This is a genomic window from Streptomyces sp. NRRL B-24484, from assembly GCF_000717715.1.
Taxonomy (GTDB): Bacteria; Actinomycetota; Actinomycetes; order Streptomycetales; family Streptomycetaceae; genus Kitasatospora.
In genome coordinates, this window is record NZ_JOAI01000003.1 from 194,565 (window position 1) to 209,890 (window position 15,326).

A 15,326-nucleotide genomic window follows, 5' to 3' on the forward strand; every position below is an offset into this window, starting at 1 on the left:
GTGTCGGAGACCTCCGTGCAGACCGCGCGCACCTCGCAGCAGATCACCCGCGACGTCATCGCCTACATGGAGCCCGCGCTGCGCGCGGCCGCGGCCCGGCTCGACGAACCCGTCCGGCGGATGACGGAGTATCACTTCGGGTGGGTCGACGCCGAGGGCCGCCCGACGGCACCCGTCGGATTCCGGCGGCGGCCCGCACTGGTCGCCCTGCTGTGCGCGGGCAGCACCCCGCAGGCGTGGGACGCCGTCCGTACGGCGGCCGTCGCGGGCACGCTGATGTCCGCCGCCGGGACGGTCCACGACGACATCATCGACCGGGAGATGGTCCGCAAGGGCCGGCCCACCCTCTGGACGGCCTTCGGCACGCCGGCCGCGATCCAGGTCGGGGTCGCGCTGCACTGCCTCGCGTTCGAGCTCCTCGCCGAGGAGGGCGACCGGGTCTCCACCGAGCTGGTCCGCCGGGCCGCCCGCGCCATCCGGGAGTGCTGCTCGGGACAGGTCCGCGACCTGGAGTCCGAGGGCAGCTCGCGGATGAGCCTGGACCTCTCGCTCGAACTGCTGGAGAGCACCATCGCCGCGCCCACCGCCGGGGTCTGCCTCGCCGGCGCCCTGGTGCGCGGCGCGGACGAGGACGAACTGGTCGCCGCCGAGCGGTTCGGCCACCACGCCGGGATGGCCATGGCCTTCTACGACGACTGGGAGGGCGTCTGGGGCACCTCCCGCGACGCCCTGGAGGACCCGCTCGCCGACCTGAGGCGACGCAAGTCCCGGGCCTTCGCCGCGGTCGCCCTCCGCTCGGACGGGCCGGCCCGCGACCAGCTCGCCGCCTTCTACGACGACACCGCCGAGCCCACCCTCGACCAGCTGCGGCGCGTCGCCGGCCTCATCGAGGAGTGCGGGGGCCGCGCCTGGGTGGAGGAGCGGATCCGCGAGCACATCCGGCTGGCCCACACCGTCCTGCCGCAGGCCGTACCGGACCCGGTCGCGCAGGCCGAGCTCGGCGCGTTCGTCGCCGCCCTCGCCGACGAGCTGCCCTGACCGGGCCGACGGGCCGGGCCGACGGGTCAGTGCAGGACGCTGACCGCGCGGGCGATGACGAGCAGGGAGGTGACGAGTGCGGCGATGCTCTCGACGTCCATGAGGACCTTGGCGCGGGCGGAGAGCGGCATGGTGTCGGTCGGGCTGAAGGCGGTGGAGTTGGTCACCGACACGTACAGGTAGTCGATCAGGGTGGGTGCCCAGTCGCATGAGCGGCTGGAGCCGTCGGCGACCTCCTCCACCGCGTCGTGGTTCTCGTCCTGGGAGAAGCGGAAGTCCGCCAGCGGGAGTTCCCTGCGCGGCACCTGGGTGCGCACGACCGGTCCGCCGCGGTCGAGTTCCCAGAACGCGAGGCCGAAGACGATGACGTCGGTGGCCCAGACCTGGAGGGCGGCGATCAGCAGCGACCCGCCGTCCTTGACATCGGCGACTACAAGGGTATGGACCAGCAGCCCCAGCGCCAGCAGGTTGCTCACGCCGATCAGTCCGACCAGGGCCAGCGAGAGGGTCCTCGACAGGCGGTTCTGGCGGGTCATCCGGTGCGGGTTCACCGCGACCAGCGGGATCAGGAGCAGCACCTCCAGCGCCGGCAGGACGTAGCGCGGGGCGACGAGCAGCGGCTCCGGCAGGGCCAGGTGGAGCACGATCGCCGCCAGGGTGGCCGCCATCGCCGGCAGCCTGGCCTCACCGCGGCGACCGTGCCTCGGGTGGCGCTGCAGCATCGGCGCCCGGTGGGGGTTCGCCGCCCGAGGGGCGGTCGGCGTTCGGCTGTCCGTGCTCATGTCGAGAGGTCCTCCCCGGTCCGCGTGGCTGACCCGCGGCTTCCCCCGCACGCGCCGTCCACTCCCGCGGCGGGCGCAGCGGTTGCGCGCAGCGGTCGCGCGCGGCCGTCGGTCCGACGGCCGGCTCAGCCGGTGAGACCGGCCATCCCGGTGAGTGCGGCCATCCCGGTGAGTGCGGTCGGTGCGAAGGCCGCGAGCCAGGCCAGCACGAGCGTCCCGACCGTCATGACCGGCACCAGGAAGCGGGTCTCGAAGCGGTTGCCCGTCCGGTTGATCAGCACGATCTCGAACCGCCGCCCGTACGGCCACAGCAGCGGTGCGCCCTGCCGGGTGAGGCAGTCGCCCAGGACGTGGGTGAGGGTGCCGAGCACCACCGCCCAGGGCAGCCACGCTCCCGTCCCGGGGAGCCAGCTGTCGACGCAGGCGGTGCCGATCGCCGCCAGACCGACGGTGGTGGCCCGGAAGGGGGCGCGGGGTCCCGCGGTGTGCGGGAGCAGGGCGTGGACGGCGAGGAGGAGCAGGGCGAAGGCCAGGCCGTCGGTGAGGCCGCGCTCCCAGCGCGCGACGCCGGCCCGGGTGCCCGCGCCGGCCAGCGCCACGAACAGCAGGGAGTGGGTGGCGTGCCGGTGTCCTCCGGAGAGCCGGGCCACCGTGCGGCACAGCAGCCGCGTGATCGGTCCGAAGAGGTGCGCCACCGTTCCGTCGTGGTGGTCGAGGTCCGGCAGCAGCGCCGCGCCCGCCGTCAGCAGGACGCCGACGAGGACCTCTCCGGGCTGCAGGGGGCGGCCGATCACCAGGGGTGGCAGGAAGGGTGCCGCCGCCGAGAACACGAGTGCTCCGCTCACGGCGTGCGAGTGGCCCATCATGTGCGTCTCCCCCTCCGCGCGGTCCGGCCGTGGCCCCGGTGCGCCCGACAGCCGTCGGCTGCCCGCCGACCGGCCGTCCATGCGCGGATGCCGGAGGTCGGCCGCCCCGTCGGGGCCGGACGCCGGCCGCCGTCACTTCAGCGGTGGGGCACACGCAGCGCGAGGAGGGCGACGTCGTCGTCGTTGTCCGAGGGGCGGACGTGTTCGAGGAGGCGCTGGCAGAAGGCGTCGAGGCCGTGGTGGGCGAGGGCCGCGGCGTGCCGGCGGAGTCGGGCCAGCCCGGGGTCGATGCCCTCGGCGCGCGATTCGATGAGGCCGTCGGTGTAGAGCAGGAGGGTGGAGCCCGACGGCAGCCGGACGGAGGCGTCGGCGCGGGTGGCGGGGACGCCGGTGCCCAGCAGGAGGCCGCGGGGCGACCGGAGGTAGTCGGCGCGACCGTCACGGGTGACCAGAAGGGGCGGCGGGTGGCCGGCGTTGGTCCACGTCCACGTCCAGCCGTCCTCGGGGCCGGGGGTGAGGTGGCCGAGGACGAGGGTGGCGCCCGGCAGGTCGGTGACGCTGCCCATGGCGTGGTCGAGACGGTCGACCACGACGCCGGGCGGGCCCTGGTGGGACCAGGCGAGGGCGCGGAGCATGTTGCGCAGTTGCGCCATGCCGGCGGCGGCCTCCAGGTCGTGTCCGACGACGTCGCCGATGACCAGGGCGGTGGCGCCGCCCGGGAGGGTGAAGGCGTCGTACCAGTCGCCCCCGACCTGGGAGGCGTCCGGTGCGGACCGGTAGTCGACGTGCAGTTCCACCCCGGGCAGCTCCGGCAGGTGGGGCAGCAGGTGGCGCTGCATGGTCTCGGCGACCCGGCGCTGACGCTGGTAGAGGCGCGAGTTGGAGATCGCCAGCCCCACCCGGCGGGTGATGTCCTCCAGCAGGGACAGGTCACGGGTGCCGAACGGCACGGGGTTGGCGCTGCGGCCCAGCGTGAGGGCGCCGAGGACCTCGCGGGCGCCCCGGATCGGGGCGATGGCGGCGGAGTGCATCCCGGTGGCGGCGAACAGTTCGCGCTGGACGACGGCGATGCCGGAGTCGGGTTCGCCCTGGTAGACCTCGGGGCCGGCCAGGGAGGCGGCACTGCCCCGCAGGGCGCGCGACAGGGGCATCGGGGACCGCTCCAGGACCGCGGGCATCGGCCCCTCCAGCTCCGGGCTGCGGACGGGGCGGCCCTCCCGGTGTTCGACCACCCTGGTCCGCCGGATGTCGCCGACCTCGTCGATGAGGTCGACCACGACCCAGTCGGCCAGGCGTGGCAGCACCAGCGAGGCCAGCCGGTCGACCGTCTCCTGCTCGTTCATGGTCGACGTCAGCGTGGCGGTGGTCTCGGCGAGCAGGGCGAGGCGTTCGAGTTCCGGCAGCGTGCCCGGGGCGTCGATCGCCGCGTCGGCCGCGCCGGGGTGGAACAGCACCACCGTCCCCCCGCCGTCCTCCGTGGCGAACGGCGAGGCCGTCCAGTGCACCGGCAGGAGCCGACCGTCGCCGCGCAGGAAGCACATGGCCGCCCCGCTGCGCGAGGCCCGGGCCAGGACGGCGTCCATGAGCGGGCACTGCGCCCGCGGGGCCGTGCTCCCGTCCGCGGTGCGGTGCAGCAGCTCGTGGTGGTGGCGGCCGAGCACGTCCGCGCGGCTCAGCCGCAGCAGCCGGAGGCCGCGGTCGTTGACCGCGGTGATCCGCCCGCTGTCGTCGATCACGTAGGACCCGAGCTCGCCGACCTCGGGAGCCGTCCGCGACGGCGCGGTCGACGTGGATCCGTGCCCTGGCATCGATCGCACCCTTCGCGCGGCAAACGGAGAGGTCCGAACATCGAGCTCGATGCCGAAACCGGAACGGTTCGCTTCTCACCGTTCCGAGCGGCTTCATGCCTCGCCGTTCGGCGGGGCAGCGGGCCGGCCGGGCGGGGCAGCGGCGGCGGGCGGTGTCGGGACGATTGACATGCCCGACGCACCCTCCCATCATGGGAGCGCTCCCAAGCCTCACCCGCCGCACGCATCGTCGACGGTCGACGCGGCACCGCACGCGCCGCACAGCCCCCGTCCACCGTCCCGCCCGCGGCGTGCCCCCGGGCCGGCGCATCCTCCGGGAGGAACACCCCATGCCGTTCCGCAGCAGACCCGACGGGCTCCGACGTCCCCTCGCCGTGACGGCCGCGGCCGCCCTGGCCGTGGTGGCCGCGGCGCTGCCGCTGTCCGTTCCCGCCGAGGCGGCCGCCACCGGCGACACCACCGTCACGGTCAACGCGAACGCGGGCCTGGGCACCGTCGGCCCGGCCGCGCTCGGCGCCAACACCGCCATCTGGGACTCGTCCATGAACGACCCCCAGGTGGTCTCCCTCTACAAGGCGGCCGGGATCGGGGCGCTGCGCTACCCGGGCGGCTCGTACTCCGACATCTACCACTGGGTCGACAACACGGCGCCCGGCGGCTACGTCGCCCCCGGCACCGGCTTCGACGCCTTCATGGGCACCGTGCAGGCCTCCGGCGCCCAGCCGATCCTGATCGCCAACTACGGCTCCGGCACGGCCCAGGAGGCCGCGGACTGGGTCCGCTACGCCAACGTCACCAAGGGCTACGGGGCGAAGTACTGGGAGATCGGCAACGAGATCTACGGCAACGGCGTCTACGGCAGCGGCTGGGAGAACGACGTCCACGCCGACAAGACGCCGGACCAGTACGCCAGGGAGGTCAAGGCGTACGCCGCGGCCATGAAGGCCGTCGACCCGACCGTCAAGATCGGTGCGGTGCTGACCATGCCCGGCAACTGGCCGGACGGCATCGTGGCCGCCGGCGACACCGGCGACTGGAACCACACCGTGCTCGCCGCCGTCGCCCACGACGTCGACTTCGTCAGCGTCCACTGGTACCCCAACACCGGCAATGGCGACCAGTCGCTCGCCGCCGTGCAGCAACTGCCCGGCGAGCTCCGCCAGGTGCGCGCCCTGCTGGACCAGTACGCGGGGGCCGACTCCGCGCGGATCGGCATCGCGATGACCGAGGTGAACTCCAACTCCGGCAGCGGCGCCTTCACCAGCCGCCCCAACGGCCTGTTCGCCGCGGAGGCCGTGATGACGGCGCTGGAGAACGGCGTCTTCACCGTGGACTGGTGGGACACCCACAACGGCGCGGGCGCCGTCACCACGGTGGGCGGCGAGACCGACTACGGCGACATGGGCATGCTGTCGAACGGCAGCTGCTCCGGCAGCGTCTGCGAACCGGCGGTGAACACCCCGTTCGCCCCGTACTGGGGCATCAGGACGCTCGGCGCCCTCAGCGACCCGGGCGACACCATGGTGGCCTCCGGCTCCTCCGGCCCCGAGGTCTCCTCCCACGCGGTGCTCAGGGCCGACGGCGGCCTCGGCCTCCTGCTGCTGAACAAGAGCTCCTCCGCCACGCACACCGTGGACCTGCGGTACCTCGGCTTCACCGCCGGCTCGGCGGCCCCCGCCGTCCAGCGGTGGGCGCCCGGCGACGACGGCCCGGTGGACGCGACCGGCACCGCCACCGCCACCTCGGCGACCCTGGCCCCGTACTCCGTCACCGTGCTGACCCTGCACCCGAAGGCCGGCACCGGACCGTCCGCCGCCACCGCCGGCACCCCCGGGGCACCGAGGACCACCTCCGTCGGAGCCAACACCGTCGCCCTGAGCTGGCCGGCCGCCACGACCGGGTCCGTGGACCGCTACGAGGTCTACGAGCAGCTCGGCACCACCGTCCAGCTGCTCGGCTCGTCCACCGGTACCTCCGCCACCCTCCACAACCTGCCGCCCGGCTCCCGGCACACCGTCAACGTGCTGGCCCGGGACCAGGCGGGACGCCTCTCCCGGCCCTCCGAACCGCTGACCTTCACCACCGGCACGCCCGCCGACAGCACCTGCACCGTCTCGTACCAGGTGACCGCCGGCTGGGGCAACGGCTTCGTCGCCGACGTGGTGGTCAGCAACCTCGGCCCGGCGGACATCAACGGCTGGACACTCGACTTCGACTGGCCGTCGACCGGGCAGTCCGCCGGCTCGTGGTGGAACGCCGTCGTCGCCGGCGAGGGGCAGCACGTCCGCGTGACCAACGGCGACCAGAACGCCCGGCTCGCACCGAACGGCGGCAACTCCGTCGACTTCGGGTTCGTCGGCGGCAACAACGGCGCCAACCCGTCCCCGACGGTCTTCCGGCTGAACGGGACGGTCTGCCGGACCGTCCTCTGATCCGCAGCACCCCCGCCGGGTGGGGGCGGCCCCTGTCGCCCCCACCCGGCACGCCGCGCCGGAGGTCCGGTCCCGTCCGCCTCCTCCCGTGCCCGGACGGCACGTTGACACCCCTTCCGTCACCGCCTGCGGATCGCCATGCTGGAACACGTGACCGAATGCGAGGGTGGGGACGTCTTCCGCTGGGAGACCCACGGGGCCGGGAACGAACCGGTCGCCGATCGAGGGACGTACGTGGGCTTCACCCTGCTGCACCTGTTCGTCGTCGGAGTCGTGCTCCTCGCCGAGCCGCTCGCGGGCCTGCTGGTCGGCGCGGCCCTCGCGGCGTTCTGGGCGGTCCTGCTGCTCCCGCCCCGGCTGCGCGAGCGGCGCGCCGTGGAGTGGGCCGAGATCCGGCCGGGGCCCGACCCGGAACTCGTGCTGGCCCGCGTCAGCGGCGTCGAGGACGTCCACCCCCTCGACGCGGTCACGCGGCTCCGGCTGGTCCGCACCGGGTACCGCTCCGCGGACCACCCCGACGGCGGCCGGCAGGTGCTCGAACTGCGGGTGGGCGGCACGCGCTACCGCACGCGAGCCGCCCACAACCCCCCGGAGAACGACCCGAGGCTGCTCGCCGAGGCACTGCGACGGGCCTGTCCCGGAGTCGAGGTCATGGCCGACGAGGACCGGACGAGCTGGGTCTCGGACAGCGACTGAACGCCCCGCCGGGCCCCGACCCGGTGGACCCCCGTGGTCGGTACGATTCCTCCGCGCGACCACGGACCCGGGGGGATCGGCATGCTGTTCGGCCAACTGACGACCGTTTGGAAGACCGTTCCCTGGGCCGAGGCGGTGGAACGCCACCCGTTCCTCGACGGGCCCGACCTCGAATTCGACGGCCTGTTCAGCGAAGTCCCGGCCCACGTGCTCGTCCACGACGGCCACCTGGTCGTCCACGGCGGCGCAGCCGTCGGCTGCGCGGTCGACGACCTCAGCGAGCGCGAGGACGTGGAGGTGGTCCATGTGATCGACGGCGACCTGACCGTCGAGGGCAGCCTGCGCTTCGCCAACGCGGGCCACTACCCGACGCTGTGCGTCACCGGCTCCGTCACGGCGGAGAACCTGCTGTGCGAGAGCGAGTGCGTCCTGTTCGTCGGCGGCGCACTCCGGGTCGACGACCTCCTCGTCACCGACCTCTACGAGGGCGGCCTCCTCTCCGTGGAGGGCCCCTCCTCGGTGGGCGCCTGGCTGCAGCTCGAAAGCCGCGAGACCCGCACCCGTCTCGGCGGCGGCGCAGCAGGACGGGCTGCCGAGGTGCGGGTACTGCGCCTCGACGGCGGGGCGGAGGCCGAGGCCGCGGCGGCGGTGCTGCTGCCGGAGTTCTTCGACGGTGACCGGCTGGACCGGGGGAGGCTCGCGGCCGCCGCGGCCGCGGGACGGCCCCTCACGCGTCGCCGGCCTTCCGCCTGACGGTCCCGGCTCGGCCGGTTCCGCGCGGGTCCGACGGGGCCGGGGCCGCCGGGTCGTCGCGCCGCCGCGGCGGTGGCACGCTGGAGGCATGGAGTTGAGGCCGGAGAGGTGATCCGTCATGGCCGAACACCCACACATCGCGCTGGTGCGCAGAGGATACGAAGCGTTCTCCCGCGGGGACATGACCGCGCTGTCGGAGATCCTCGCCAAAGACGTGACGCACCACGTTCCGGGCACGCACATGCTGTCCGGCGACCACAAGGGGCTGAACGCGGTCCTGGACTTCTACCAGCGGCTAGGCGCCGAGACCGCCGGCTCCTTCAAGGTCGAACTGCAGCACCTGTTCGTCGACGGCCGGGGCCATGTGATGTCGGTGCACCGCGCCACCGCCGCACGTGGCGGCAAGCAGTTGGACGCCATGGGCGGGATCATGTTCAGGATCATCGGTGAGAAGGTCACCGACCTGGACGAATGCGCCGAAGACCTGTCGATCGCAGACGAGTTCTGGAGCTGACCGCCCGAAGTGCGCGTACCCGGCCGGGCCTGCGGCGGCGTCGGCACGGCTCGGCGCCGCCGTCGGGCGGGCACCGGGTCGTCCGCGGTCTTCATGCCGGTCGGCCGGGCCGGGCGGGGTGCAGGAAGACCTCGTCGGTGTAGCACCAGGCCCAGTCCTCGCCGGGCCGGAGCGAGCGGGCGATGTGGTGTCCGTCCCGGGCGCGGGCGTGGTGGTGGGCGTGCTGCCCGCGCGAGCTGTCGCAGCAGCCGACGTGCCCGCAGCTCAGGCAGGCCAGCAGGTGGACCCAGGGACGGCCGGCCCGCAGGCATTCCTCGCAGCCGAGGGGCGTACGGGCCGGGACCTGCCGCAGCCCGTCCAGATGGTCACAGGTCCGCTGGACGACGCGGCCCGGATCCGCCGCGACCCGCCATTCACGCTGGTCGTTCACGGCATCCACGGTACGCGGCCGAACCCGACGGCACCGGGATGCGCGTGACGGCGACGGCTGGGCAGAGCGGGCGCGGCACCGGCGACGGCCCGGCCGATGGCACGACGTTCGGGGCTTAGGCTCACCGGTCTGGTGTCGATCCGAGGAGACGGACGAGTTGACCGCTGTGGTGATTGTTCATGGCCTGTATCACCGTCCCGAGCACTTTGCGGTGGTTGCGGAAGGATTGCGGGCGGACGGAACCGAGGTTGCTGTGCCCGAGCTCCACCGCGGCTCCTTGGTCGCTGACACCGCCGCCGTCCAGGCCGTCGTCGACGCGTTGCCCGAACCCCCGGTCGTCCTCGGCCACTCCTACGGAGGGTCGGTGATCACAGGGGTCCGCGGAGCGGCACACCTCGTCTACCTGGCAGCGTTCGTGCTGGACACCGGCGAGAGTGCGGCCGGTCTCGGCGGCGCGTCCCAACAGCTCAAGGACGCCATCGTCGCTGAACCGAACGGCTCGACCACCCTGCACCCCGGCCTGGCCATCGACACCCTCTACGGCGACTGCCCCGAACCCCTCGCCGCACGGGCGGTCGGCCTGCTGCGTACGCAAGCCCCGGGCTGCGGACGAGGAGTCCCCCAGCACCACAGTTGGAAGGAGACTCCCTCCACCTACGTCATCTGCGCACAGGACCGGGCCATCGACCCCGGTTTGCAGCGCACCATGGCCTCGCGCTGCACCGAGGCACGCGAATGGCAGACCGGCCACTCGCCGTTCGTGGGGCAGCCCGACCTCGTCGTGGAACTCCTGCGAGAACTGCTCCCCGCCCGCATCTCGCCCCGGCGAAACCAGGAAGCCACAACCACTCGTTGATCACTGCGATCAGGACCGTCGCCTCGTATCGGACCGCGAGCCTGTCGTACCTGATGGCGACGGCACAGCGCCGCCACCATCATTCAGCAGGCAAGATCGATTTCCGATACGCGCCCTGGGTGAGCTCGACCGACTCGCCGAGGGGGATGCGGGCGTAGTCGGTCCCCTCCTCCGACAGCCATCCGTCGAAGTTCTCCATCCCGATGGCGCTCAGGTTGGCGTCGTGGATGGGGAACGCCCGGGCCGGCCGTACGGCGCGGACGAACTCGATGGCTTCGCGGAGCTTCAGCCACGGGCCGGATGCCGGGACGAGCAGGGTGTCGACCGGCCCGTCGGGGACGAACAGGGAGTCGCCGGGGTGGTAGACCCCGTCGACGACGAAGCCGAGGTTGGGGCAGCCCGGCAGGCCGTCGATGATCTCGGCGTGTTCGCCGCCGACGGCACGCACGGTGAACCCGGCCGCGGTGAAGGTCTCGCCCGCTGCGACGGCGGTCGCGCCGCTGCCGAGGGCTGCCGCGAGGGCTGCGTGGGTGTGGACGGTCAGCGCGGGATTGCTGTCGCGGGCCGCGGCCAGCTTGCCGACGTCGATGTGGTCCTGGTGCTCGTGGGTGACGAGCACGGCGGTGGCGCCGCGCAGCGCGTCCGCCTCGGAGAAGGTGCCCGGGTCGATCACGAGCACCCGGTCGCCGTCCTCGATGCGCACGCAGGCATGGCCGTACTTGGTCAGACGCATCCGATCAACCTACCGGCACGGCCTCATCGGCGGGTGCGGTCGCGGGCAGCGCGGGCGCGGACTCCCCACCGCCGCCGGTTCGGTCGCGGGCAGCGCCGGCGAACTGTCGGGCCGTCACCGTGTCGGCCGGCAGGTGGGAACCGCGTGGGTTCCCGCGAGGCCGGGTGCCGTGTGGTCAGCCGCTCGGAGTGCTGTCCCGGGTGGCGCCGTCGATGCTGTCCAGCCCGTCGAGGGCCTGCTGGGTCAGGTCCGTCAGGGAGTGCTCGCGTGCCAGGGCGAGGGCTCGCTCGTACTGACCCGACCCGCATCCGCCCGCACCCGCCGGTCATCGCTCCGGCGGGCGCGGGCGGACCGCGCCACGGGCCGTACCCGCCCCGATCCAGGCCGGCAGGCGGTGGACCGTGGAACGGACGCACTCGTGGCTGAACGGCTACGGCGAGCTCCGGCGCTGCACCGGGAGGAACGGCGCGGTCGTCGAGTTCCACCTCCACCGTGCCGCGACTCTCGTCAGGCTCCGCATGCTCATCCGACGCTCGACGAGCCGCTGCCGCTGGGACGGCCGCCCCGGCCCCCGGCGCCTCAAGTGATCCAGCTGCCGGTCGGTACTGATCGAGTGCGAGAGTCCCCGTCCGGGTGATACAAGGTCCGCGTGACTGATCATCTCTACTTCCCCACCCTGCTGCGGATGATTGACGAGCGTTCCGCCGCGTTCCGCGCCGCCGTCGCCGCGGCCCCCAGCCTCGACGCCGACGTCCCGTCCTGCCCGGGCTGGACGCTGTACGACCTGGCGAACCACCTCAGTGAGGGGGACCGCTTCTGGGCCTACATCGTGCTGAACACCGCGCCGGGCGACGAGCGGCCGAGCAAGGACGGGCTGGCGGCGCCCAGGGAGCGCGAGGCCCTCATGACCTGGCTGGCCGACTCCACGGAGCAGCTGCTCACTGCTCTGCGCGAGGCCGGCCCGGACCGGGCCTGCTGGGCCTGGTGGGAACCGCTGGCCTCGCCGCACACGGTGGCCGCCGTGGCCCGCCGCCGCGTCCCGGAATCGCTGATCCACACCTACGACGCCCAGCTGGCCTCCGGTACCCCGCAGGAGCTGCCGACGACCGAGGCGGCCGACGCCGTCGAGGAGTTCCTCGCCACCGTCTGCACCGGCACGGTTCCGTGGCCGGGCGAGCCCGCCACCATGGACTACCACGCAGCCGAGGCCGGCTCCTGGCGCCAGACGGTGGACGCCGCCGGTTCCCGCTTCACCCGCCTCACCGCGGCGGAGGCCGCCGAGAGCAAGCCCACCGCCGCCGTCTACGGCACGGCGAGCGAGATGGCCCTGCTCATGTACATGCGCATCCCGGCCGGCTCGCTGCGGATCGAGGGTGACGCCGACCTGCTCCAGCAGCTGCAGGACTGGGGCTGAGGCCGGCCGGCAGACGGATCACTTGAGGCGCCGGGTGGCGGGGCGGCCGTCCCAGCGGCAGCGGCTCGTCGAGCGTCGGATGAGCATGCGGAGCCCGACGAGCCCTCCGGGTGATCACCGAGCGTCAAGAACTCCATGATCACTCAGGCTCGTGCCTGCCTTGCGTTCGGGCCCGTCCGGGCTGCCCCACCCATCATTTGCCGATCGGCCGAGCCTCGTCGTCCCGCTCCAGGATCAGGCCGACCGAACCGTCCGCGAGCCCGTTGCCCTCTTCCAGGTGCAGGTGGCTGCCGTCCGGCGTGCCGTCCTCGGCGAGTGCCAGCAGGTGCCGGGCGAGGGTTCGCAGCCCGGCGGCGTTCGCCTCGATGACGGCCTCGGCGCCGAAGCTGCGGACGTTGATCCGCGCATCGTCGTCCCAGCTGAACACGCGCGGCACACCGTCACCGGTCACGGTCGTGGTGGTCCTGGCGATCGGAGGCTGATGCGGCTCGGCTGTCATGCGGCACATCCTGCCCGGTCGCCCGCCCTTCGGGGCTCGATCGCCGTCGGGCCGAGCTTCCATCCGCGGCTTTCCCGCTCCGTCGGCAACCGACCCCCTTGTCATGGCGTCTTCACTCCTGACGATGCACGGCCGGGGCCGACACGGGTGGCCCGTCGGCCGTTCCGACGATCCGGGGGGATCCATGCGTTCGCGCTCTCTGTCGACGATTTCCGTCTCCGTCCTGCTGGCCGGGCTCGGGCTGACGGCCTGCGGGTCCGGCTCGACCGACGACCCGCCGAAGGCCGCCGGCGGCGCGCCGGTGTCCGCCGCGCTCCTGGCCGGCCGCCCCGAGGCCCGGGCCTCCGCATCGCCGCTCGCCGGCGCCACGGCGACGGCGGCACCGGGCGGCTCCCCGGCGCCCCCGTGCTCCCCGGAGGACCTGAGGTGGACGGTCGTCCGGCTCACCGACGCGGCCACCGACACGAGGGACCCGGCGAACGCCGAACTCGTCGCCGCCAACTCCGGTCCGGGCAGCTGCGTCCTCGCCGGGTACCCGACGCTCGAATTCCACCTGGGCAAGGGGCCGCAGGCCGTCGGGGTGGGGACGGGCAGTCCTGCGCCGGTGACGCTGGGCGCGGGCAGGAAGGCCGTGATCGCCCTGCGCTACTCCGAGTTCAACGGCAAGGGGCCGGACAGCGGGAATTGCGTGTTCGTCACGGCCAGTGCCGCCCAGGTCGTCGCGCCGGGCACCGATACGGTCGTCCGGGCCCCGGTGGTGGACCGGCGCAGCAGGCCGACGGAGATCACCATCTGCGGCGACGAGGTCCGGATGAGCCCGCCCACCGCCCGGTAGGGCCGCTCATCGGGACGCGGGCGTCACCGGCGCCCCCCGGCCAGGTACGACGCGAGGGCGAGCGCCCACCGGCCCTTCTTCAGCCGTCCGAGGACGTATCCGACGACGACCGCGATCAGGAGGACGATCTTGGTGGTGGTCTTCATCAGGCGATCCCTTCGCTCGTGCCCCTCGGTGCGCCGTGCCTGCGGAGGGCTGCGCGCGGTGGGACACGCCGCCCGGCCGGGTACCTTCCGCTTCTGGCCGGGATCGGCCCGCGAGTAACCACCACCGGTCGAGCGGGGCCGGGGGATCCGCGTCCGGCGGCGCCGGCGGTGGATGCGATCGAGTGGACGCGATCGAGTCCGCCGCCGGCGCCGCGAGGCCGCGTGCACGGCCCGGGCAGGGGGCGAGGTCAGCCGACGGGCACGTCCCACTGCTGGTTGCTGAGGCCGTTGCAGTCCCAGATGCCCAGCGGAGCGCGGTCGGCGGCGTTGAAGCCGAGGTTGTCCAGCCACTTGCCGGACCGGGGGTTCCGCAGGCCGCCGTCGGCGGTCCCGGTCCACTGCTGGTTGCCGCCGCCGTTGCAGGTGCAGAGCTGGACGACGGTGCCGTTGGCGGTGCCGTTGTGCTTGACGTCCAGGCACTTGCCCAGGGCGACGATCCGGCCGTCGGAGACGATCTTCCAGGTCTGGGCGGCGGTGCCGTTGCGCGGGAAGATCTGCACCGGGGTGCCGTCCCGGTCGGAGCCGTTGTCGACGTCGACGCACTTGCCGGAGAAGACGCCGACGATCGGCCCGGTGACGTAGGTCGGCTGCGGCGGGTAGGTGTAGATCAGGGCGGCGCCGATGTACGTGCCGGCGATCGTGCACCGGACGGCGGAGGTGCCGCTGCCGGTGACGAGGTTGCCGTAGACGACGTAGCCGGGATCGCTCACGTTCGAGCTGCGGCAGATCGTCCACGGGTACCACCGTGTTCCGGCGTCCCGGGTGCAGGTGGCCGAGGCGTACGAGCCCTGCACGGCCGGCTTGCACGCGTCGGCCGCCTGCACCGCTTGTGCCACCTGTGCCACCTGCACGGCCTGTGCCGCCCGCGCCGACGCCGGGCGGAACCCCGCCGGTGCACCCACCGTCCTCAGGGCGTCGCGACGGTCACAGCCTCGACGGACGCCCCGCGGAGAGTCCGTCGGGCGGGATCGGCGCGACCACCGGGGGCAGGGGGGCTCGGCAGTCGAGCATCCGCCGGTCGTACTCCCGCTGGTGCGCCCGGATCTCGTCGGTGTTGTCGACGGCCCAGGTGTGCAGTTGGCTGAACGGCCCCCGCAGGGATTCGCCGAGCCGGGTCAGCGAGTACTCGACTCCGACCGGCGAGGTCGGCAGCACCTGACGTCTGATCATCCCGTTGCGCTCCAGGCGGCGCAGGGTCTGGGTCAGCACCCGCTGGGTCACCCCCTCCAGCTGGCGCTTGATCTCGTTGAACCGCCTGGGCTCGCTGAGGACCGCCAGGACGGTCATCGACCACTTGTCGGCGATCTGCTCCAGGATCGGGCGGCTCGGGTCGTCGGCTCGATGAGCGCCGTTGACGGCGGCGCCGGCCTCGGAAGTGGCCACGGTGTGCTCCCCCCTCACGTTCGCGGCACGTAGCAGTCACCGTGCCGGGAGCATGAGCATGCCATATCATGCGCGCATTCC

Annotated in this window: 17 protein-coding genes and 1 pseudogene; 9 read left to right on the forward strand and 9 right to left on the reverse strand. The window is 73.4% G+C overall.

Annotated features, from left to right (window positions below):
• Positions 1-15: 15 nt before the first annotated feature.
• Complete coding sequence (locus IE98_RS47705; protein WP_159400823.1) at positions 16-1,038, forward strand: polyprenyl synthetase family protein; 1,023 nt, start codon at positions 16-18, stop codon at positions 1,036-1,038.
• Between the two features lie 26 nt (positions 1,039-1,064).
• On the opposite strand, the gene IE98_RS0104250 is transcribed toward IE98_RS47705, so the two are convergent.
• The 3 genes from IE98_RS0104250 to IE98_RS0104260 form a co-directional block, all read right to left on the reverse strand.
• Positions 1,065-1,706, reverse strand: a complete 642-nt coding sequence (locus IE98_RS0104250) for a hypothetical protein (protein ID WP_199922865.1) — start codon at positions 1,704-1,706, stop codon at positions 1,065-1,067.
• A gap of 239 nt (positions 1,707-1,945) precedes the next feature.
• A complete protein-coding gene (locus IE98_RS0104255) occupies positions 1,946-2,686 on the reverse strand; it encodes a metal-dependent hydrolase (RefSeq protein ID WP_052390103.1) in 741 nt (246 codons plus the stop codon).
• 137 nt (positions 2,687-2,823) lie between these two features.
• Positions 2,824-4,494, reverse strand: a complete 1,671-nt coding sequence (locus IE98_RS0104260; protein ID WP_030264289.1) for a SpoIIE family protein phosphatase — start codon at positions 4,492-4,494, stop codon at positions 2,824-2,826.
• A gap of 329 nt (positions 4,495-4,823) precedes the next feature.
• Between IE98_RS0104260 and IE98_RS0104265 the strand changes: the two genes are divergently transcribed.
• The 4 genes from IE98_RS0104265 (at position 4,824) to IE98_RS0104280 (ending at position 8,889) form a co-directional block, all read left to right on the forward strand.
• The gene (locus IE98_RS0104265) at positions 4,824-6,926 is read left to right on the forward strand and encodes a cellulose binding domain-containing protein (RefSeq protein ID WP_030264291.1); all 2,103 of its coding nucleotides are present in this window, start codon (positions 4,824-4,826) and stop codon (positions 6,924-6,926) included.
• A gap of 150 nt (positions 6,927-7,076) precedes the next feature.
• Positions 7,077-7,622 carry a hypothetical protein gene (locus tag IE98_RS0104270; RefSeq protein ID WP_159400824.1) on the forward strand — a complete coding sequence of 182 codons (546 nt, stop codon included), beginning with the start codon at positions 7,077-7,079 and terminating at the stop codon, positions 7,620-7,622.
• Between the two features lie 81 nt (positions 7,623-7,703).
• Complete coding sequence (locus IE98_RS0104275) at positions 7,704-8,375, forward strand: hypothetical protein (RefSeq protein ID WP_030264300.1); 672 nt, start codon at positions 7,704-7,706, stop codon at positions 8,373-8,375.
• Between the two features lie 118 nt (positions 8,376-8,493).
• Positions 8,494-8,889: a nuclear transport factor 2 family protein gene (locus IE98_RS0104280; protein WP_030264304.1), complete on the forward strand. Its 396-nt coding sequence runs from the start codon at positions 8,494-8,496 to the stop codon at positions 8,887-8,889.
• Between the two features lie 91 nt (positions 8,890-8,980).
• On the opposite strand, the gene IE98_RS0104285 is transcribed toward IE98_RS0104280, so the two are convergent.
• A complete protein-coding gene (locus tag IE98_RS0104285; protein WP_078660763.1) occupies positions 8,981-9,319 on the reverse strand; it encodes a UBP-type zinc finger domain-containing protein in 339 nt (112 codons plus the stop codon).
• A 157-nt stretch (positions 9,320-9,476) separates the two neighbouring features.
• On the opposite strand from IE98_RS0104285, the gene IE98_RS0104290 reads away from it, so the two are divergent.
• Positions 9,477-10,175, forward strand: coding sequence for an alpha/beta hydrolase (locus IE98_RS0104290; RefSeq protein WP_043173378.1), 699 nt, complete (start codon positions 9,477-9,479; stop codon positions 10,173-10,175).
• Positions 10,176-10,254: 79 nt separating this feature from the next.
• On the opposite strand, the gene IE98_RS0104295 is transcribed toward IE98_RS0104290, so the two are convergent.
• On the reverse strand, positions 10,255-10,908 hold the full coding sequence (locus IE98_RS0104295; protein ID WP_052390104.1) for an MBL fold metallo-hydrolase: 654 nt from the start codon (positions 10,906-10,908) through the stop codon (positions 10,255-10,257).
• Positions 10,909-11,243: 335 nt separating this feature from the next.
• Here IE98_RS0104295 and IE98_RS0104300 point away from each other — a divergent pair.
• A pseudogene (locus IE98_RS0104300) lies at positions 11,244-11,495 on the forward strand (IS5/IS1182 family transposase); the annotation flags it as partial.
• A gap of 62 nt (positions 11,496-11,557) precedes the next feature.
• Complete coding sequence (locus IE98_RS0104305) at positions 11,558-12,322, forward strand: maleylpyruvate isomerase family mycothiol-dependent enzyme (RefSeq protein WP_030264319.1); 765 nt, start codon at positions 11,558-11,560, stop codon at positions 12,320-12,322.
• Positions 12,323-12,515: 193 nt separating this feature from the next.
• Here IE98_RS0104305 and IE98_RS0104310 read toward each other — a convergent pair whose 3' ends face one another.
• The gene (locus tag IE98_RS0104310; protein ID WP_052390106.1) at positions 12,516-12,821 is read right to left on the reverse strand and encodes an Imm32 family immunity protein; all 306 of its coding nucleotides are present in this window, start codon (positions 12,819-12,821) and stop codon (positions 12,516-12,518) included.
• 184 nt (positions 12,822-13,005) lie between these two features.
• On the opposite strand from IE98_RS0104310, the gene IE98_RS44240 reads away from it, so the two are divergent.
• Entirely contained in the window at positions 13,006-13,656 is a 651-nt protein-coding gene (locus IE98_RS44240) for a DUF4232 domain-containing protein (protein WP_052390107.1), read from the forward strand.
• A gap of 23 nt (positions 13,657-13,679) precedes the next feature.
• On the opposite strand, the gene IE98_RS50450 is transcribed toward IE98_RS44240, so the two are convergent.
• The 3 genes from IE98_RS50450 to IE98_RS0104330 all read right to left on the reverse strand — a co-directional run bounded on the left by IE98_RS50450 (position 13,680) and on the right by IE98_RS0104330 (position 15,245).
• The gene (locus IE98_RS50450) at positions 13,680-13,802 is read right to left on the reverse strand and encodes a hypothetical protein (RefSeq protein WP_420706161.1); all 123 of its coding nucleotides are present in this window, start codon (positions 13,800-13,802) and stop codon (positions 13,680-13,682) included.
• A 248-nt stretch (positions 13,803-14,050) separates the two neighbouring features.
• Positions 14,051-14,698 (reverse strand): ricin-type beta-trefoil lectin domain protein, encoded by a 648-nt coding sequence (locus IE98_RS0104325; RefSeq protein ID WP_159400825.1) that lies wholly within the window; start codon positions 14,696-14,698, stop codon positions 14,051-14,053.
• 88 nt (positions 14,699-14,786) lie between these two features.
• The gene (locus IE98_RS0104330) at positions 14,787-15,245 is read right to left on the reverse strand and encodes a winged helix-turn-helix transcriptional regulator (RefSeq protein WP_234443400.1); all 459 of its coding nucleotides are present in this window, start codon (positions 15,243-15,245) and stop codon (positions 14,787-14,789) included.
• Positions 15,246-15,326: the final 81 nt, after the last annotated feature.